At 42.7% G+C, this 20,347-nt stretch carries 12 protein-coding genes and 1 pseudogene (1 of these 13 only partly in view); 10 read left to right on the top strand and 3 right to left on the bottom strand.

Annotation, left to right across the window (positions count from 1 at the left end):
• Positions 1–172, bottom strand: the 5' end (the start) of a protein-coding gene (locus FHG67_RS02185; protein ID WP_004496576.1) for a glycosyltransferase. It extends 935 nt beyond the left edge of the window; 172 of the gene's 1,107 nt are visible here — the first part of the coding sequence; its start codon is at positions 170–172; the stop codon falls past the left edge of the window.
• Between the two features lie 121 nt (positions 173–293).
• Here FHG67_RS02185 and FHG67_RS02180 point away from each other — a divergent pair, with 121 nt between their 5' ends.
• From FHG67_RS02180 to FHG67_RS02170, 3 genes are all read left to right on the top strand, one after another.
• Positions 294–1,070, top strand: a complete 777-nt coding sequence (locus tag FHG67_RS02180; protein ID WP_142499631.1) for a class II glutamine amidotransferase — start codon at positions 294–296, stop codon at positions 1,068–1,070.
• 96 nt (positions 1,071–1,166) lie between these two features.
• Complete coding sequence (locus tag FHG67_RS02175; RefSeq protein ID WP_142499630.1) at positions 1,167–2,588, top strand: MDR/zinc-dependent alcohol dehydrogenase-like family protein; 1,422 nt, start codon at positions 1,167–1,169, stop codon at positions 2,586–2,588.
• Entirely contained in the window at positions 2,581–5,040 is a 2,460-nt protein-coding gene (locus FHG67_RS02170) for a hypothetical protein (protein WP_061235966.1), read from the top strand. The genes FHG67_RS02175 and FHG67_RS02170 overlap by 8 nt, the downstream gene beginning before the upstream one ends.
• Positions 5,041–5,280: 240 nt before the next feature.
• Here FHG67_RS02170 and FHG67_RS22790 read toward each other — a convergent pair.
• A pseudogene (locus FHG67_RS22790) lies at positions 5,281–5,485 on the bottom strand (IS66 family transposase); the annotation flags it as partial.
• 938 nt (positions 5,486–6,423) lie between these two features.
• Between FHG67_RS22790 and FHG67_RS02155 the strand changes: the two are divergent.
• The 6 genes from FHG67_RS02155 to FHG67_RS02130 all read left to right on the top strand — a co-directional run bounded on the left by FHG67_RS02155 (position 6,424) and on the right by FHG67_RS02130 (position 16,604).
• Positions 6,424–8,238, top strand: a complete 1,815-nt coding sequence (locus tag FHG67_RS02155) for a hypothetical protein (RefSeq protein ID WP_142499897.1) — start codon at positions 6,424–6,426, stop codon at positions 8,236–8,238.
• A 4-nt stretch (positions 8,239–8,242) separates the two neighbouring features.
• Positions 8,243–14,911 carry a TIGR04388 family protein gene (locus FHG67_RS02150; RefSeq protein ID WP_244947475.1) on the top strand — a complete coding sequence of 2,223 codons (6,669 nt, stop codon included), beginning with the start codon at positions 8,243–8,245 and terminating at the stop codon, positions 14,909–14,911.
• The gene (locus FHG67_RS02145; protein ID WP_244947474.1) at positions 14,908–15,423 is read left to right on the top strand and encodes a hypothetical protein; all 516 of its coding nucleotides are present in this window, start codon (positions 14,908–14,910) and stop codon (positions 15,421–15,423) included. The genes FHG67_RS02150 and FHG67_RS02145 overlap by 4 nt, the downstream gene beginning before the upstream one ends.
• A gap of 10 nt (positions 15,424–15,433) precedes the next feature.
• The gene (locus FHG67_RS02140; RefSeq protein WP_142499628.1) at positions 15,434–15,940 is read left to right on the top strand and encodes a hypothetical protein; all 507 of its coding nucleotides are present in this window, start codon (positions 15,434–15,436) and stop codon (positions 15,938–15,940) included.
• Positions 15,941–16,045: 105 nt separating this feature from the next.
• A complete protein-coding gene (locus tag FHG67_RS02135) occupies positions 16,046–16,255 on the top strand; it encodes a hypothetical protein (RefSeq protein ID WP_142499627.1) in 210 nt (69 codons plus the stop codon).
• Between the two features lie 139 nt (positions 16,256–16,394).
• Complete coding sequence (locus tag FHG67_RS02130) at positions 16,395–16,604, top strand: hypothetical protein (protein WP_142499626.1); 210 nt, start codon at positions 16,395–16,397, stop codon at positions 16,602–16,604.
• Between the two features lie 271 nt (positions 16,605–16,875).
• Here the strand turns inward: FHG67_RS02130 and FHG67_RS02125 are convergent, their stop codons facing one another.
• The gene (locus FHG67_RS02125; protein ID WP_002622976.1) at positions 16,876–17,229 is read right to left on the bottom strand and encodes a helix-turn-helix domain-containing protein; all 354 of its coding nucleotides are present in this window, start codon (positions 17,227–17,229) and stop codon (positions 16,876–16,878) included.
• Between the two features lie 211 nt (positions 17,230–17,440).
• Between FHG67_RS02125 and FHG67_RS02120 the strand changes: the two genes are divergently transcribed.
• Positions 17,441–20,272 carry a CHC2 zinc finger domain-containing protein gene (locus tag FHG67_RS02120; RefSeq protein ID WP_004500900.1) on the top strand — a complete coding sequence of 944 codons (2,832 nt, stop codon included), beginning with the start codon at positions 17,441–17,443 and terminating at the stop codon, positions 20,270–20,272.
• Positions 20,273–20,347 lie beyond the last annotated feature (75 nt).

Here is a 20,347-nt window from a genome sequence, read left to right as displayed (position 1 = left end):
TGTTGAGGGCTTGGAACGAAAGCCCATGGTCGAAACACCTTCCTTCCAGAGCCGATCCGGGCTTGCCTACGATGAGCTGGGGGATTTTTCTCTTTTTTAAACCTTCTGCCAAAAGTAGGAGTTGTCTTTCTCCTCCTCTCCAGCCTGTTTCCGTATCTATATGTAAAATCACCGGCTCAGTTTCCAGCTACCTATCATTTCTGCAAGGAATCCTTAAAAAATCACTGGACAGAAAGGCTCTGTTTTCGCGAAAATTGTTCTAATATATTAAACGATACTCAAGGAAGAATGGAATGTGTGAACTTCTCGGTATGAGCGCAAATGTCCCGACGGATATTTGTTTCAGTCTGACCGGCCTTGTGCAAAGAGGAGGGAAAACAGGACCTCATAAGGATGGATGGGGGATTGCGTTCTATGAAGGGAAGGGACTTCGCATCTTTCACGATCCATCGCCGGGTGTGGAATCTAAAATTGCCGCCTTCGTTCAAAAGCTTCCGATTAAAAGCGAAATTGTGATCAGTCATATTCGCAAGGCAAACCGCGGAAAAGTGGATCTGAAAAATACACATCCATTTGTTCGGGAATTTTGGGGCTCGTATTGGACTTTTGCTCATAACGGACAATTCAAAAAGATTAAGGAAGAATCCCTCGGTGACTTTCTCCCGGTCGGAAGTACGGACTCCGAATATGCGTTCTGTTGGCTTTTGGGAAAGTTAAAGAAGAAGTTCAAAAATCCTCCTAAAAAAGAAGCCGAACTCTTCAAAGCGGTCGAATCTTTGATGTGGGAACTGCATCAAAAAGGAATCTCCAACATCCTCTTCAGCGACTCCAGAAATTTATACACATTCTGTTCCACGAAACTTTCCTGGATCACCCGAAAATCTCCCTTTGGAAAGGCCCGACTTGTGGATGCGGACCTCAGCGTGGATTTTCGAAAAGTCACAACGCCGGGAGATAAGGTCACTGTGATCGCAACTCGGCCTCTTACTTCCAACGAAGAATGGACGATCTGCCAACCGGGAGAATTCTCCGTATGGAGAAAAGGTCAAATCGTATTCTCCAATCGGTGAGAATGGATTTGTCGGAATCCAACCAAGTTTTACACTGACCGAAATTCTAAATAATCTAAGTTCACTCAGATTTTTTGTCTAACCAAGGTAGATGTAATGAAAATTCAATTCTCAGCTATGGACTATCGTTCCGACGATACTTTCGAAAAGGCCGATTATCGGTTCGAAGGAAGTTTGGAAAAAGGTTGGGACATTTCCAGAAACGGAAAAGAATATCTGCATCTAGGCCCGGGTTATAAACTTTTAAAATCCAAACTCTGCGGAGTTTGTTCCACGGATCTTTCGAGGAGATTTCTTCCCTTCCCTCTTCCGCAAGTGATCGGACACGAGGTCATCGCGGAAGACGTGGAAGCGGACAACGGAATCAAACAAAAATACGTTGTCGAAATCAATGACACGTTCGAAGCAAGGGGAGAAATTCCTTTCGATGAATTTTGTAAGGAAGGAATTCCGTCTCACAGTCCCGAACGAAAAGTCCTCGGCATCGATAGGCTTCCGGGCGGGTTCGGTCCTTACATATTGGCTCCTCAAAGTGCGGCGATTCCTTTTCAAAATCTTCCCGATAAAACAGCGGTTTTGATCGAACCATTTGCCGCTTCTTTACAAGCCGTGATTGCCTCTCCGCCTAAAAACGGGGACAACGTTGCAGTCTTAGGTCCGAGAAGATTGGGAAGTCTTTTGATATCCGCGTTAGTCGCCTTTAGGGATTACTCCGGAATCCGGTTTCAGATTTCCGCTTTAGCGAGACACGATCATCTTTTAAAACTTTCTCTCGATCTGGGGGCGGATGAAGCAATCGATCTCCGAAAAGAAAACATCAAGTCTCTCAAAGACCGCTTTGCAATCGTCTACGACACAACGAGCACTACGTCCGGCTTTGAAAGTGCGCTCCAGCTTTCAAACAGAGAGTTACATCTTAAAACCACGAACGGCCAGGAAGTATTCGGAGTCAAAAAACTCACCGAACTCGTAGTCGACGAACTATCCCTTTTGAAATTCACGGATGAAAATTTGGGTTTTCACTGGGAAAAAGAAGCGCGTTCCAATCGAACCGTTTATATTGCGCCTAACGTCGGAAAAATCTCTCCGCCGCCTCGTTTCAAGGTATATTACGGAAGCGTTGAGGAAGCTGAAAAAATCCTTTTTTCCGAGGATTTCGAAGGTCGTGTACCCCGTTTCGATTTAGGAATCGCTGGAACCGCCGAGGAAATCGATCTTTTGATTCGTCCGAGCCATCGTCACGAGAATTCTCTCATTCGTCCGAGAAGCGCGATTCTTTTCAAGGGGGAATCCAAGGGAAACAATATATTAGAGTTTTTGAATTCTGGTAAATCGATTCGTTCTTCCCGATGCGGGGATTTTCATCTCGCTATCAAACTCCTGCAGGAAAACGGAAAAGTTTCGGAGGCTCTGGAGAAAAACATGGTCACTCATATTTATTCTCCAGAAAGTCTTTCTCAGGCATTTGCGACCGCTCGTACGCCGGAAGCAATCAAAGTAGTGATTGAACATGCCTGATTTCTCCGCATTTAGGGAATTAGAAACTTCTCTCGGGCCGACTTTGAAAGAAGGTAGGGAAGGAATTTTGGAGCTCGATTTAAGGAATCTTCGGATTTTCACGGGACTTTCCATTCTTTCTAGAACCTTAGGAGAAGAAGTTTTCGAACAGGTCCAGAACGGAATCGGGGATGTCACGATCTTTTACAAGATCAATCCGAATATTAATCAAGAACTTTTGAATCTGCATATCGGGTATATTCAAATTTATGCAAGAGCCGGGGTGTTAAAAGATATTCTCCTTTTTAAAGAAGAGTTTCAGGATCATTTACGAACTGTCTTTGGAACTTTTCAGAGACAGGTTTGGGCGAAAAAAATCCATCCGGAATTTTACGGAGAAAACCCCGAAACTTGCCCCGCCTACGCGTTGGTTTTTCCGTTTCATCACGCGAGCCCGAACGAAAACATAGATTATCAATTTGTCCTCGAACGAGTTCCGAATCAAAAAGAACCGGGAGAATTTTTCTTTCGATTGACGGTTGAAAATTACGATCGAGCCAATATCGACCTTACGGCTCTTCCACACGTAATCGTGGACGATATCGGTTCCCGGATTTTTATCGCCGGAAGTACAAAAATCGCGGAAGCGATCAACAACGGAATTTTAAGCGCAGCGCAACGCGGTGAAAAATTCTACGTGGAGGAAAACCGTTCTTTTTCTAAGGTTTTTGAACAAATCGAAAAAACGCCTCTCGGCAAACTGGATCAAATCAGCGTTTTCTGGGATAAAACATTTTCGGATGAGATCGTAAAAACGAATCCTGTTGAGGCCCTTCCTTTATTCAAAAAGATTTTTCTTATATTAGAAGATCAAGAAATTGCGAAATATTTAAAAGAGGGTTTTACGGTTAGGGCTCGGCTTGCGGACGAAGTAGCGGTTTACATTGATCTTTCCAGGCTGGATCGTGTTTTGAATTTCAGCTTCAACGTAAAAAGAACAACTCTGGATCTGGATCACTATCTCAAACGAATGCCGATTTTGGAAAAAATAGCAAACCGAGAAAATCACAAGTTCGATTTGGCCGAATTTAATGTTTTTTTAATACATCATATCACTTCGGAAATTATCGCTTTGATCGAAACTTTCCGAAGACTCGGTTCCAAACAACTCACAGTTGCCTTTGTAAAATACGGGGGGGTCGTTCCTTCCGCGTATTTAGACGTTCTTTTGGACGTTCCCACGGATCATTTTTATATGTCGGGTCTTCAACTCAAAGTGGGACCTAAAAACAAGATTTATTATTCCGTTTCTCCTCTTTATAGCGATTCCTCAAAACTGAAGAACTTGTATGATCGGTTGGAGAAAGAGAAACTTGGTTTTTTTGACGCAATGAAACTTCTTTCCGGACATCTTTTTTTGAATCTTCTTTTGGATTCATATCAAAAAAAGGAAAAGACCATCTTAGTAGAAGACGGGGGGTATGTGGCTCCTTTCCTCAACGAGTTTGCTCTTTCCGGAAGGGATATGGAATTTCTTTGTAAGGAATATTCTGTAATAAGGGAAACCCCTAAAATGAAGGTTGCCGATTTTCTAGCGCAAACGTTAGTCGGTACTGTAGAGCATACTCGGAACGGTTATGACAGACTCAAAAGCGTCCAAGATAAAAACCAAAAATTGTTTTTGCCTGCGTTTTCTATTGCAATTTCCGATCAGAAAGTAAGGGAAGAATCCAAAGAGGTCGCCTATTCGATATTAAACGCGATCGAAGCGATTTTAAACGGACAAGGAATGATTCTTTCTTCGAGGAAGGTTTTAATTCTCGGAGCAAAGGGAAATATCGGTTCCTACTTATGCAAGTATTTGGAATCTAGATTGCACGAAACCAACCAGGATTTGATTCAAGTCGACATTAAATTCCCCAAATCGGAAAGGCTTAATTATAGAACGATCGATGATATTGCGAGAGAGGAATTTCTTTCCAGGGATTTGATTCTTGGGGTTATCGGATGCTCGATCCTAAAACAGGAGCATTTCGAAGATCTCATTCTTAACGGAACCAAATCGAAAATTTTAGTGGCTTCCGGTTCCACAAAAACCGCGGAATACACGGACTTGATTCACTGGATCGATCGGCTCTCTTTTTCTGAAGATAAGAGAATCGGCGATTATCCGGTTCGATTGGAGTTCGATCGAATTTTGGATCCTCAATCCGGAATTGATCAGGGCGGAAAGGTGAGTTTTTTTGTTTCCAAAGAAAATACAGAGATCGAAAAAACCTTTTTTTTGTTAAGCGACTTGAGTCCGATTAATTTTTTGTTTTACGGTGTTCCGACGGAAGGAATGGACGCGATCATCGGGCAACTTGCATCCGCGGCGTTGGGAATGGTGAATCAATCCAAAAATGGAAAAATCTTACCTCCGGGACTTTATGCGGTGGATCATGAAATCGATACTTGGGGAAATCCGATTTAACTTTTTAAAGTGTTTAGTGGGGAAAGAGCCCCCTCTCCGGGCGATCTTCAAGGTTTATAGGTCTATCTCGCGATCGTGAGAGCGAGATTGAGTTTAGGAAAACAGTATATTCTGGATTTAGAATTCGCATAAATATAAAAAATTTTTAATTCTTTATGATTTACGTCAATGATTATATCACATTTTAATATATAATTTGTTCATTCCAATTAACGCTTATGAGACTTCTCTTGTAAGCGCCTAATGAAGCACAGTCTCTCTGAATTGAGGTAAATCCTTGCAAGCAAGTTCTCGGGTGCGTTTCCCAAGATTTAAAAAGCTCCCTCAAAAACGCATATGGATCGAAACCTGCGAGCTTCGCACACTGAATCAGAGAATAAAAGCCCGCACTCGCAGTTGCCCCTTCTGGACAACCGGAGAAAAGCCAGTTCTTTCTACCGACAACAGGGAACTCCTACGTTTTATTACGAACGCATCGAATGGTTGTAACTGATTTCTTTTATAGATTTCAGAGATCAGATTTCAGTAAATTTACAGAAGAGGAAAATTAGCCTTTGTTAAAGTCTGATCCATCCATTAGGAAAAAGTAACTGAACCCTGATTTCTAAACCCTGACCCCTAAAACGTGGGAACTCCTACGTTTTATTACGAACGCATCGAATGGTTGTAACTGATTTCTTTTAAGGTTGTGGGACAGCCCCTTTATGTAAAAGCAATAACGAGGTGAAGAGTATAGCCATAAAAAGTATCGAGATGGAAAGCACCATTAACATTTTTTTCATTTTATCGAACCGAAGTTTTTTTCCGTAAAACAAAGAAGACACATTCTAAAAATAAAATATATCCCTTTGGAATGTTTTTTTTCGGGGGACAATATTTCATATAGATCGTTCATTTGAGCGCAAATACCGCGTTTAGGCGCAGAATTTCGGACATTCTATTCTTTGGAGATAGCAGTAGCGGATAGAACCCGATTTGGTCAAACTTTTACGATTTTGGAACGATATTCGAATGATCCTAAAAAACGTAAAGTGATAAAAGAGAAACTAAAAACATACAATTTAAGAACAAGGCCTAAGGAAACCGTCCAAAACCCCAAAAAGAAAAGCGCGGAAGTTTCCCGCATTTTCGGAAACGAAAACAACACCACTCTTAAGTTTTATTCAATATCGGTGTCGTTAAAAACCGCCCACCCTCGATAATTTGTTTTGCAAACAGCTTCGGATTTTTTAAAAATTGTGATTGCATTGTATTGTCAAAATCACAAGATTCGTCCTTGTTAGAATCCGAAAACAGATTCAGACGACTGCGTTATCCGGTTTCAATCAACCTAATCGACGTTAGAAATCGAATTTGCAACGGTTTTTGACCCCACTGACAATGATGTTCAACGGAATAAAACGATATAAGACGCGTTTTGCGGGAGCGGTTTCCGTTTTTGGAATTGCCGCTTTTTTGATATTGTTTTGTTGGAAATCGAACTTTGGAAGCGCGCACAACCTATCTACGACAACATTAGATTCCGCTTTAGAATGGTCTTTTGAGCCGGAACGTAAATTAGAATCCGGTTCGTTTAGAATTTCAGAAAAGTCGAATGAGTTGTTTTTAGTAGATGATTTTCGAGAAAAACCGGAAAATTGGAAATCAGGATACGAAGACAAGCAACTAAGGAATGTTTTATCGGATTTTCTCAAAGAATCGGAATTTAAAAAAGAAAACAATACAACTCTCAATCCAGAAATAACAAAGATTAAAAAAACGAAGGAAGAATCAAAAGAATTCAAGAACTTAAAACCGGAAAAGCCGGCTTCTACAAATCCATCGGAAGCCGCAGGAAACCCGGAACTCGTAACGAACTCAAACGATTCAAGCAACACAAAAATACAAGACATGTGGGAACTCCCACAGGAAGAAACGCATTCGACGAACGATTTGGAAATAACGGGAGCTTGGGAAGCGAGTGCGGAACTCTCTGTGATAGAAGAAGCCGAAATCCGGAATCGGGAAAAAGTTACGAACTTAGAACGGGAAAGAGGATTCTCTGATTTACAAGTCAAGAGCGGATCGGAGAAGAACGGTATTGAAACCGGAAACGAAAATGAAAAGAAATCCGCAATCAAACGACAAACCGAACCGAATCACCTTTTAAAATCGGACTTTTTAAACAGAAATCCAGTTACAGTATCCGCCGATTTTTCGAGTCAAAAGTCCGAGAAAGAAACGATAGATAGAGTTTCTCATCCAAACCCCGACGGAGTTCAAAAGACCAAAACTTCAAAGTCGAAACATCCCGACAAATTGACTCAACTGTATATTCAAGAAGTGGAACGTTATTTGAATCGAAACGAAGACGGATTGAGCGGCGGCGCAATAGCCCGAAAGAAAGATGTTTTGAATATCCCCGAGTTTTTTTCCGAAGAATATTCAAAAGTTGTTATTGATCCTTTAGAGCAAGTTCATTTGGAATCCGATCTGAGATCGAATTCTTTCGAAAGAATGGGAAGGCAAACAAAGCCGATTTCCAAAAGCCAACAAAACTCAATTTATGCGGCGATCAACGAAGAAAAAAGTAAACATTTGCAAGAGGTTGATTTTGCAAACTTAGACCGATCGAAAACAATCGTTTTAGAAAACGGAACGAAGAAGGATGAAGAGAAATTTGTTCCCGGCGAACTTGTAAAATCAAACTTTTTAATAAGAACTCCAGAAGAAAAATTCAACTTGTCTTTTGTCTCCGAAGTTTCTCATCCAAACCCCGACGGAGTTCTAAAAAATCGAATTTCAACGTCGTTAGAATCAAAAGTAGACTTCGATTTCGTTTCCTGGGAAATGGAATCGGACACATTTGAGATTCGTATTTTAGAAAATATCCATATAGAATCCTGGGCTTGGAATCACATCCGAGAGAAGTTAGACGAAATTAAAAACAAAACATTCAAAAGCAACGCGCCTTCCCTTTTTGCGAGCGGAAAGGAAATGCTTTTGTATTTCCCCAGACGGGACGAATCGCGTCGTAAGAGCCGACCCAATCCGAACAAACAGGATTTCGTTTTTGAGAATCCTGGAAATACTCGGAAAGATTCGAATTCTCTAATATTAAATCACTCCTTAGAAATTCCAAACATCAATCGAAAACAAATGCGTTATTACGCGATCCGAACCAACGGACCGCCGCCGACAGACCACAAACAGGTGTAAAAACATGAGAGACAAAAGACATTCAAAAACAGAGACCCACAACCTCGAAAGCGATCAAAGCGCGTTTCAATTATTTGGATTATGGAACTTGAATCTTCCAAAAGTAAAATACAATAACCTGACCGAAGCAAACGCGCGTTTGTTAGTTTACTTTTTTCGTAAGAAAAAACAAGTAAGGGATCTGCTCCTTTCCCCTTCTCTGAAATCTAACCCCTATTCCCTGACCACTAAGATCGTGAGTTTGGTAACGATCATCGCGTTTCATATATCCTTTGTCATACCGTTTGCGCTTTTTAGTCTTTTGTCTTCCGAATTCAGTCCTTTGAACGCGCAAAGCGTACCCACGTTAGGAAGTACCAAACAATTCGCTAACGACGAACTCAAACCCTACGTGGACGCAGCCAAAGCGGGAGCAACAGACTCGGGAAGTTTTCTGAATACGGTGACAGGCGGAGAACAAGTGTTGGAAGCCGCCTGGGAAACGGAAGTGAACGCGGAAATAGAATCGATCGTCGGAGGAGTAAATAACTCAGACGCGGTGAATAACGTGAATGTCTACAAAGATGCGGTGAGGGCTCAACTGGAATTGCAAAAACAACAGGCCAAAAGCCAATGGGTGGCGGACGCGGCGCAATACATCCAAGCGGAACTGCAAGTATTTTTAGCGACACTTTCCCAAAACACAGGAAGCAACGTAACATCGACGAACACGAATTCGGTGCAAACGATCAACCCGACTGTGCAAGCAGCGACCACAACGCCGGTTACACAAAATACAAACCCGGCACAAGCGGCACAAAGCTATTACCAAGGAGTTCAAGTTTGGGATACGAAATGGCAGGATCTGTTAAGCAAACAAAACACTTGGGAACAGAATTCCTTGAACGCGATCCAGAACGGAATCTTACAATGGAATCAATCGATTACAGGACTTGAGAATGACAAACTAACGTATCTGAATGGAATCGAACAAACCAAGGCGCAATGGCTGGCGAACAAACAAATCATCACCAACGCACAGAATCAAATGAGAGGCGCGCTGCAAAGTACGATTACGAATATCCGCTCTCAAGAAAATCAATTGAAAGCAAACGCATCCGGCGATGCGAGCTTGACATCTGTGTTTGGAGACATGGATGAATTGTTAGACGACTTGCAAGACGCATTGAATACAAACGCATCTTTGGGAACGTTAGCGCAAACATTGGGAAGCTTTTTCCAAAGTCAGATCGCAAGCGCAACCGCAAAAGCGGACTACTGGAACATTACAAAATGGCAAGAGACGTATGCGACGCAGACGGTTGCGTATTCTCAGATAGTTGGGAGTGCAAGCTTGAGTTGCAGCCATTCCGGAAGCGGATCCAATTGGTGTAACACTCTGGCGTCGGGAACTCAAACAGTGACGTATTCGTCCAATGGAAACGTTTACGGATGGGCAGCGACGAGCGGAGGATTTCAAAACGGAGTGTTGGTAAGTAATCCTGCGGTTTCCAATAACACGAGTGCGAGTAATAGCGACGGACACTATGTAATAGAATGTAACGGATGGGCAACCCCTTTTGGTTGTACCGGCGGAGAAGGTTATACGAGCGACGGAGAGTATTGCGGGGATGCGCCATGGAATTGCGGATACAATAAAAGATGGGAAACGGATAACACCTACTCTCTATCCGTAAACGAATCGTTTAATCAACAACAGATTGCAAAGAATAACAATGTACGAAACGCAATATTCGGAAGTTACAATACGGCATTTGGACAATCCTCCCAAGCGGGGAATGCTGTTTCAAATTCAAGCGTCGCATTGGAAACCAAAGTATATCTGGGAGGAACGGAGTTAAATTCTTCGAACTGGTATGGTTTGCTGGGACTGAACAATCAGGTTCAAATTCAATCGAAATACAAATACATAGACAGCGCAATGCAGGCGAATCAAAACTTCTGGTCCGGATTGGCAGGACAATTTAGTAGTATCGCATCTACGTTCTTGTCACTTGTGAATCCATTGAAAGACTGGGAAGAAAGATCAGCCGATTACGAAGAAGAATACCAAGCCAAACTGGCGGAACTGGAACAAACCAAACAAAGTACAATTGCCAACTACGACAGCCAAATAGCAGCGATGAAAGCGGCACGAGGAGCCTGGGTAACCGAAGTCTACGGATACCAAATGGCAGGAATAGCAGGAAGCGCGGATAACGCGAATAGCCAATACAGAACCGGACAAGAAAACTGGGACAATACAATTTCAGTATTTCAACAAGCGGAACTGAATTGGTATCTTTCCGCTAAAGATACGTTACAACAAGCGGTAATAGCACCTAACGGAGAAACCGAGTACCAAACAAACGCAATTCCGCAAGCAAACCAAATCCAAAACCAGATTACAAACTCAGAAACGAATACGACACAGCTTTACAACGCAGCGACAGGATTGTATCAAACATATCAATATTCAGCCGCGGGAAACGTAATGCAGCAAGCGTTGACCAACCAACAAAATCAAACGAGTTGGAATCAGCAAGGAGCCGCGTTGTCTCAAACGATCGCGGATTCTTTCGGAAGAAGTGAGGCCTACAAAACAGCGGAGCTAGGCGCAAGTAATCGAATCAATGCACTTGCCCAGACGATCTATGGAAACGGAGCCTACATCGTAGACAATACGGAGTTGCAATCGTTACAGAATCAGATAACAACGAACGGACAAAACCAAAGCTTTTGGCAAAATGAAATCAATGGAACGAATGGAGGATTTAACTTCAACGGTCGCAACAACACAAGCCAAACCAAAGAAGCCCTGTATGGGGACATGATAGCAGACATTGCAGTCGCAACAACGTTACAAGCGGAAGTAGTCGATGAAGAGATCACATATTTAAAAACAGCAAACGAATTTTTTGAGAAATCCGAAAGATATCAAGAGTTAGCGGAGAAGGCCAAGAGTGAAGCGAAGTTCGACGAAGCCGCGCTTTACACTGGTTACGCTGTGAGAGAAAAGAACAACGCAGTAGGATTCTTGAAAAAGAAATACTACAACTTGGGAGAAGAGATCACGAGTGAAGTGGATAACCGGGGGCTTACCTTTACGAAAAATTCTTTCTTGAGTTACAGAGATAATTTAATCAACAAAAACTTTCAGAATACGACGCAAATAGGCAAACAGATTCAAGAAGGAAAAAATCAAGTCGCGGGGATTATCGCGGAAGGAGAAAGCTACAATCAAATCCAAGGAATGATTCAGACTGCTGCAAACTTAAACAAACAAGGAGAAGAGAACAAAGAACGAGTGGAGAGACTCTTGGCGCAATCGAAAGAGCTAGCAGAGAAAAACATCGGTGAAGGACTGTTAGACGGATTGCAAGAAATGATTGCAAGCATCCAAAGTAGTTTACCGCAAGAGATATCGAACAACGGAGTCGCTCAATATATCCAAGCACAAGAGAAAGAACTTGCAGAGAAACAAGAGAAAGTGAATGAATTACTTTCTCATATGAATTCGCTTGTAACGAATCAGAACGATCTTTCCAATTTGCAAACATTGTTACAAGGAAGCAGCCAAGCGATCAACGTGGCGGCAAACAGTGCAGTGTCAAAATACTTAGACGACTACGCGAAGAAACTCCAAAAAGACAACGAAGAAAGAAGTTCGAATCTACAGAAAACACTTTTAGAAGCCTTAAGCAACGGAGACCAATACAAGTATCTCCGAGAAGCGGGATACGGATTTAGAACGGACGGAGAAGGAATTTCCGCCTACAGACAGATCTACAGCGGAGAAATCGAAATCGACGGAAGTGCGATGAAGAGCACGAGTTATTCTCCCGATTTAGAATATCAATATATACGAATTGAGACGAAGTTTAATCCCGGAAACTTGAGCGTGGATATGATGAATCCGAATTCCACAAGATTTAACGCGGAAATGGCGATTGGGATTAAAAATTACATCGACAACCTTCAAAAGAACGTGGAACAAATGTTCGCACAATTTAGCGACAAGACAAACGAGATCAAAGAAGAATACGCACAAAATCAAGAGATCCAAGATTACAAGAAGGAACTCTACCAAGAGAGTAAGACGAACATATTAGCATCCTTTCAAGCGTTGCCTGAAGATTTGAAAGGCATGTTTGAAGGAGAAATGGGAGGATTAAAGGGCTACCACGAACAAGGATCCAAATACAACTTTAATCAAGGAAGTTTCAAAGACGAAAGCGGAGAGATGAAGAAGATCGGAAAGTCGATGTACGAGGGAGCGAACATCGACGACACAGTGTTCGAAGGAAGTAGAGAACTGAAAGGCTCTGTGAGTGTCAAAGGAATACCGGTAGAAGTCAGCTACGGAATGCAGTATTTGATTGTCACATCCGGATTTAATATCTCGAACTTAGGCTACAACTTCAACTTGAAGTTAGTGGGAAATCAAAACGCAGAGAGTCAGTTAGCAACTGTAAACCAGAAGTATGAAATCTACAAAGAAGACATACAAGCTCGAATCGAGAAACAGGCAAAGGCGAATGACGCGGAAAAGGAAAGCAAGGGATTTATCTTCACAATCTTGAATGGGATGAACGGCGGAAGCGGAAGCATGGGCCAGAGATTTACGCAAGCAGTGAAGTCGGAAGTGCAAAGTCGCGTAACGGGTGCGGTAGCGGAAGCGACGGGCTTACCGGCAAGCCTTGTAGGAGCGTTAGTCGGTGGTTCGAGCATGAAAGACGCGGTGAAGGCGTATGTGAAAGACGAAACGGTAAACGCAATTTCGAAAGCGACCGGGATTCCCGCTTGGATGATCTCGAATCAAATGGAGAAGATGAATAAACCAAAGGAACAATGGTATCAAAGCCAAGAGTTCCAGATGGTAACAACAGTCGTAGCTGTAGCAGCCGCGCCCTTCACTGGTGGAGCAAGTCTAATGGTCGCGATGGCCGTGGGCGCCGGAATCGGAGCTGCAACGGGAGCGGCGAGCGGAGGACTAAAGGGGGCGCTCGTTGGTGCTGTCGGAGGAGCTGCAGGAGCCGCGGTGAAAAGTTTTACGGGAGGAGCGGTTAACGTAGGGCTTAGCTACTCGGCAGAGAACGGATTTGGAGCATCAGTTGGAGTTGGATACGGACCTGCGACAGTGAGCGTTGGAATCTCCGAAAGAGGCGGAACATCGGTAGACATCGGACTTAACAAAGCGGGCTTCAACGCGGGACTGAGTTACAACTCCAAAACAGGAAGCGTGAGTGGAAGCGCTGGATTTACTTCTCAAAGTAGCGGAACCGGATTTGCTTTGAGTTACAGTGAGGGAGACGGATTCGGTGCGAGCTTGAGTAAAAGTTTCAGCAACGGATTGAATGGGGGCTTAAGTTGGAGTGAGAAAGGCGGCGTGGGAGGAAACATCGGATACGAAGCACCGGGAGACAAGAACCAACCGAAGAATTCTCTCGCAAACCAAATGAAGGGAGCTGGTGGTACTGTAAACTTTTCTGAAAGAGATGGTTTGTCCGCTGCACTTAACGCATCGGGAGGAGTCAACGCGGGGAACTGGAGTCAATCGGGTGGTTTTCAAGCAAACACAAACTTTTTGGCAGACAAATGGAAGGCGGATTTTGTTTCGGGGAAAGCGAAGGAAGACGCGGATGCGCAAGAGGCGGAACGTGCGAAGGATGCGCAAAAAGAGGCGGCCGCTCGCGCCGGTGCGGATGCAATCGCGGGATTTGGTACTTCAAGAAGAGAAGGAGAAGACGCACATGGGGCTCCTGAAGACAATAGTCCTGTAAAATCTCGGGAAATATCTGGTTCAGTAGGCCCTGACGGAAAACCGATTAATTCGAAAATCCCCGGAGTTCAAGCAGACGGTTCTATCAGTGTAGTTGGAAGTAAAACTCCAACGCTCGGAGAGAAAGCCTCTTCTTTATTTGATTCGGTTGTAGGTGGAGCGAAAGGACTTTGGGACAAAGCGTTTGGCCGCACTCCTAACGGAGTTTACAATTCAGCAGGGATTGAAGCCGGAAAAGACAAGGTTTTAAACAGCAAGGCGGCTTATGATCCGGGATATGAGCAGAAAGGTGCAAACTGGACTCCGGGTAAATTAGCAAATGGAGAGAAATACAGTAATATCTCATATACGGAAACCAAAGATGCAAACGGTAATTCAGTTTATCAAAAAGTATATCGGAACTACCATGCAGATGGAACTTATACCGTTGCGGGAACGGAATCGAGTAGCAAAGCCGCGTTTGATTCGGCCAAAGGGAATAGTGATTATCGTAGATTTACGAGTTGTAATATGGTGAATCATGAAATATCCCAGTCTTTCGGAGCGGTAAGTCCGTTTATGCCAGAGAAAGCGGGAACCCAATATTACGCCGGTCAAATTTATACCAACTTGCAAAATGGGAAATACAACACGGATACGCATCAGTATCGTGCGGTAGGTTTTCAAGATGCGGAAAAGAATGCGAGTCGGGGCGGTTTGTCAATTGCGGTAACGAATACGCATATCGTAACATTGACTGGTGGTTACAAGGGCACTCAAGGCAAGGCTTCTGATTTAAATATCTTTCAAGGTGGTGCGTCCGGGGTTGGACAAAAGACAATATTTGGAGGATTTGGAAAGTCTGAAACAAGATACCCCGGATATTATAGCAATGGAAAGGAGTTACAATACTACGTATGGGAAAAGAAATGAGAATATTAGCTTTTAGTTTATTACTTTGTCTTTGTTCGTGTGAAAAAGGAACGGAAGCAGTGAAAAAAGACTTAACCGGTTCAAAGAGAATTACGTTATTAGAATATCAAAAGTTCGATCAAAAGAAGCGAGTTGAGATTTTTAATCAGCTTGAAATGTCGAATCGATTTGAACTTTTGAAAACGATCCTTGTGAATGGTGGACATGGATGCGTGATTGGTCCGGATGGTGAGGCTGACTTTAAGACTGATGGTAAGTTATATATCAATATACCAGAAGGAAGATATTTGAATCGCTGGAAGATTGATTCGAAAGGTCTTACGGTTTACAATGATAACGCTAAAGAGCTAAAAAGATTAGAGGAATATTTAGGTAAAACCCAAACAACTTACAATAAGGCTTATTGGGAAGAATTTTCAGGAAGCGGCAATCGTTATTCTCTCATTCTGGATTCTGAAGAGGCTGCGAAAGATGGAGACGCGAGTTACAATATGCTCGGTTGCAATCCTTGATGTATTACGTATGGGAACAAAAATAACATTAATCGTATTGAGTTTGTTAGTCGGCCTATCCTCATGTGAGAAGGAAACGGAAGCAGTGAAAAAAGATTTAACAAGTTCTAAGAAAATTACATTAGAAGAATACAGAAAACTTTCTGGAAAGGAACGAATGTATGTGTTCAACGAGCTTGAAATGTCAAATCGATTTGAATTACTCAAAACGATTCTTGCAAATAGCTCTGGTTGTTCAATAGGTCCGGGTAGTGCTACTATTAGATTTAAGTCTGACGGTACGCTATATATTGATTTGCATGAAAATAGTTTTCCGAGTCGGTGGAAAATAGATTCAAAAGGTTTAACAATCTATAATGTTAATCAACTTGAAAGTTTGGAAGACTATTTAGGTAAAAAGCAGACAATTTATAACGTTGTTTATTGGGCGATTAGTGGAAATTATTCTTTAAATCTAGAATCCGATAGACCAGTAGAAGAAGATGCTCTTTATAGCTCGCTCGGTTGCGATCCTTGACAGTATTACGTAAAGAAGTGATTTGAGAGTTTCGGAATATACTAATTTATTGAACAAATTAAAACTAAAGAGTAAGAGAGTGAGTTTCCCAACTGGGGAAAGGGAATGGAAACAAAGAAAAGAACAAAAGGATACGCATTAGGGGAAGCTGTGAGAGACAAGAAGACGGGCCAAAAGATGTATGTGGAAGTAACTTGGACCCCGGAAGTACGTTGCGTTTACTTTGACGCAGAGAAGGAAAGCCTTGTGAAGGTAGAGAAGTATCCGGAAGATTTGGAGCGGATCAAGGGATTGCTGCCATATCTTCCGAAGTAAAACGCTGACAGAAAGAAATCGTCACATATCGAGAAAAACAAAAAAGCTCCCTTCGTATTAAAGACAAAGCGAAAGGGAGTGTAAGGAATGTCTAGAAGAATCGGAACCCAGGGAGTGAGTTTCCCAGCTGGGGGAAGAAATGGAAAACAAAGACAAACAAATATATGTATTAGGCGAAGCGGTAAGAGACAAGAGAACTGGCCAGAAGATGTATGTGGACGCGACTTGGAGCCCTGAAATCAAATGCGTATATTACAATACATCGATGGACTCACTTGTCAAAGTAGAAGTGCCGTATGAGGACTTGGAGAAGGTAATAAATTTAGATTTCAAAGCGAAGCCTGAGTAAGACGCCGATCCGGAATTCAAAACGAATTCTGAGACGAAATTTCTTGGATCGTTTTTTCTAAATCGTTGTCTTTAAAAAATAGATTAGAAATCGTGAGCACATTCAACCAAAATCCAACAACTTGGCCGGTGGAGACGCCGGTTTTTTTTGTATTAGGATTGTTCCTTGTGCTTAGGTATCTGATTGTGAGAAAGAAAATGAATAAGATTACATTGTGAGTGACGAGCGCTCGGAACCGACATGAATTTGAAAAATTACTGAAATCCGTTATTTATTTCCCTAAAACCTGTTCCATACGTCCTTTTTTGATGAAGGCGTCTATGAGAGATTTGATTACTTCTCTGTCTTTGTCGTTCATTTGATCTACGATTTCAAATTCTTTGAGTAAAGCCTGATCTCTAATTTTAGAGGTAGGATTTGCGTTACCTTCTCCTAAAAGCAAATAGTCGGTTGAGACTTCAAATACTTTAGCCATCTTAATAACGGTTTCTGAATTTGGCATAGTAGACCCATTTTCGTATTTTCCGATATGTCGCCCATGAACGCCGATCTTGGAGGCGAATTCGTCTTGAGACCAACCTTTTTCTTTTCTTAATTTTTTAACCTTATCACCAAAAGACGACATGACTCAATCCTTATATCCCGAGCGTAGAAGCTGTATATATTTGAAAAAATATAGAGTGATCCTTGAAAAAGAAGAAAAAAACGAGTAAAAAGGGAATTTTTCTCTTGTCCTGTACAGTCTTTAGATTGATATATCGATTCAATTGATTGAGTTTATATACGCTCTGTAACTCAATCTTTATACTACATTCTCCCCCAAGGAGGCTTCCCCGATGCCTTTTATTTCAAAAGAAGAGATTACCCGCCTGAAAGAAGAAACGGACTTAGTGGGGCTCATCCGTGGTTACTATGGAATCGAGCTAAAAAACCACGGAAGAAACTTTCTTGGCCGCTGCCCGTTCCACGCAGACAAAACGCCTTCGTTTGTCGTAACGCCGGTAAAGAACTTGTGGCACTGTATGGGGGCTTGCAAGACAGGCGGGAGCGTAATCGACTTTGTGATGAAGCGTGAAGGCTTGGGCTTTAACGAAGCGGTGGAGGAATTACAGAAGTTGGCACAGAGATTAGAAATGCAAGGCCCTGTAAAAGTGTTCACACCGAAGAGGTTGGAAAAAAGCCCGGGGAGAAAGATCCCGACGACGCAAAGCCTGAACGCCAAAGACAGGGATTTTATCTTTAGCGTAATTGAATATTATCAAACTAACTTGAGACAAAATAGTGGCGCACTTACGTATTTGCAAACAAGAGGACTGGGGAGCGAAGAATCGCTTCGCAAACACAAGATCGGCTACAGTGACGGGAATTTAAACCAGGCACTTCCTTCAAGACAAAGTTTAGAGGGCCAGAGGACACGAGGGATCTTGAAGGATTTTGGCATATTTGGAGAGAACGGTCATGAACATTTCAAAGCAAGGTTGGTATTTCCGATATTCACGCAAGAGGGAGATCTGTGTGGAATGTATGGTAGAAGAATCATACCGAGCAAGAACGGCGCCCCGGATCATTTGTATTTGCCTGGCAAACATTTAGGGATCTGGAACGAAGCAGACGGCTTTGAAAAGAATGACTTAGTACTTTGTGAATCTATCCTTGATGCGCTGACATATTGGGAGAATGGGGTCAGGAACGTAACTTGTAGCTATGGCACGGAAGGATATACGGAGGAGCTTCACCAAAGGATCGTAGAGAAAGGGATCAAAAGAGTATATATCGCGTATGACGGTGATGCGGCGGGAGACAATGGAACGAAGTCGGTGAATCTCCGATTAAAACAAGAAAGGGTCACTGTATATCGATTGAACTTACCATTTGGAATGGACATAAACGAAATCGCATTGAGAAGCGAAGACAAACAAGACGCACTCCTGCGACTGATTGAAGAAAGTCAGGTGTATGTGGAAGGTAACGAAACCGAGACACAAAATCCCAAGAAAGAGACAACGATTGCCGAAAAAGAAAGCGCACTGATAACTTCGGAGGAGCTTAGACTTTTATCCGTAACAGTGGAGCAACCGGAAGCTAAAGTTGGCAAGGAAGAAGTGGAAGTAAAATTTCCGGAAAGGACATATTTAGCAAAGGGCCTTTTTCGCAATACATTAGAGACATTGAAAGTAGCCTTGAAGGTAAACCAAGGGGAAAGATACCACGTAGATAACGTGGACCTACTCAGTTACAAAGCAAGGACTTCGTATATCGCCACAGCCTCGCATGAACTGAAAGAAAAAGAGGAAACGATCAAGAAAGAGTTGGGAAGGCTCATCAATATCTTGGAAGACGCGTTAAACGAAAGAGAGAAGGAAAGAAACGTAAAGACTGAGGTGGAACTCACTCCGGAAGAAAGGGCGCAAGCGTTGCGATATTTGGAGGCCCCGGAATTAGTTACCAATATACTCCTGGACTTTGAGAAGTGCGGCCTTGTGGGAGAAAGAGTCAATTCACTTGTGGGGTATCTTGCGAGCATTACAAGAAGAACGGAGAACCCACTTGCAATCATCATTCAAAGCTCCTCAAGTGCGGGGAAGTCCACACTGATGGATGCGATCCTCGACTTCGTACCGGAAGAAGAGAAAGAGAAGTATTCGGCGATGACGGGCCAAAGCCTTTTCTATATGTCCTCCAAGAATTTAAAGAACAAAGTTCTCGCTATATCGGAGGAAGAAGGAGCGGAACGGGCCAAGTATGCTTTGAAGATACTCCAAAGCGAAAAGAAAATCAGCATTGCGAGTGCCATGAAAGACCCGGCGACAGGAAGGACGGTAACGGAAGAATACAGCGTGGAAGGCCCGGTTGTCATCTTCCTCACAACTACAAACTTAGAGATTGATGAGGAACTTGAAAACCGGTGTTTGATTCTCACCGTAAACGAAGGAAGGGAACAGACAAGAACGATCCTTGAGATTCAAAGAGAACTGGAGACCTTAGAGGGAATCGTAAAGAAGCGGGACAAAGAGAAGATATACAAACTTCACAAGAATCTACAAAGGATACTTCGCCCTTTAGTTGTCGTGAACCCGTATGCAAAAGAGTTAAAGTTTCCGGATACGAAACTGAGAATGCGCCGGGATCAAAAGAAGTATCTAACGCTCATCAAGTCGATTGCGCTCCTTCACCAATACCAAAGAGAAAAGAAATTCGGAACTGATGAGAACGGAGAGAGTTTTGAATACATCGAGGTGGAAAGAAAAGACATGGAACTTGGAAGTATTCTCGCCTCGAAGATATTAGGAAGGACACTCGAAGAACTCACCCCCCAAACCAAGGAAGTATTGTATTCATTACATACAATGGTCCAAAAAGAAAGTGAGGGACAAACGATTTCGAAAAGTGAAGTGAGATTCACAAGACGAGACGCGCGTGAACGGCTTGGAATGAGCGATACAAGACTTAGAGTTCATTTGAGAAGACTGGAGGAATTGGAATACCTGATCGTACGAAGTGGTCGACAGGGCCAAATAGCGGAATACGAACTCTTGTATGACGGAGAGGGAAAGGAAGGGGAAGAATTCGCCCTTGGGTTATCTTTTCAAACGGAAACGGGCTCTTTACACACTTGGAAAGAGATATTAGGGCTTGCCAAAAAAGAAGAGAGGTTAGAAAGTGTATGAGTAAAAAAGAATATTCAAAACTACTGTTACTTAACGGAAATGAAGTAAAGAGTTTGAAAAAAGCCTTTAAATCAA

The organism is Leptospira weilii (genome assembly GCF_006874765.1).
GTDB lineage: Bacteria > Spirochaetota > Leptospiria > Leptospirales > Leptospiraceae > Leptospira > Leptospira weilii.
This window is presented reverse-complemented; position numbering and strand designations above follow the sequence as displayed.

Bases quoted from the DNA above. Each gene is read 5' to 3' on its own strand.
- FHG67_RS02135 (WP_142499627.1), top strand. From the start codon at position 16,046: ATGGAAACAAAGAAAAGAACAAAAGGATACGCATTAGGGGAAGCTGTG.
- FHG67_RS02125 (WP_002622976.1), bottom strand. From the start codon at position 17,229: ATGTCGTCTTTTGGTGATAAGGTTAAAAAATTAAGAAAAGAAAAAGGT.
- FHG67_RS02150 (WP_244947475.1), top strand. From the start codon at position 8,243: ATGAGAGACAAAAGACATTCAAAAACAGAGACCCACAACCTCGAAAGC.
- FHG67_RS02155 (WP_142499897.1), top strand. From the start codon at position 6,424: ATGTTCAACGGAATAAAACGATATAAGACGCGTTTTGCGGGAGCGGTT.
- FHG67_RS02180 (WP_142499631.1), top strand. From the start codon at position 294: ATGTGTGAACTTCTCGGTATGAGCGCAAATGTCCCGACGGATATTTGT.
- FHG67_RS02120 (WP_004500900.1), top strand. From the start codon at position 17,441: ATGCCTTTTATTTCAAAAGAAGAGATTACCCGCCTGAAAGAAGAAACG.
- FHG67_RS02130 (WP_142499626.1), top strand. From the start codon at position 16,395: ATGGAAAACAAAGACAAACAAATATATGTATTAGGCGAAGCGGTAAGA.
- FHG67_RS02140 (WP_142499628.1), top strand. From the start codon at position 15,434: ATGGGAACAAAAATAACATTAATCGTATTGAGTTTGTTAGTCGGCCTA.
- FHG67_RS02170 (WP_061235966.1), top strand. From the start codon at position 2,581: ATGCCTGATTTCTCCGCATTTAGGGAATTAGAAACTTCTCTCGGGCCG.
- FHG67_RS02145 (WP_244947474.1), top strand. From the start codon at position 14,908: ATGAGAATATTAGCTTTTAGTTTATTACTTTGTCTTTGTTCGTGTGAA.
- FHG67_RS02175 (WP_142499630.1), top strand. From the start codon at position 1,167: ATGAAAATTCAATTCTCAGCTATGGACTATCGTTCCGACGATACTTTC.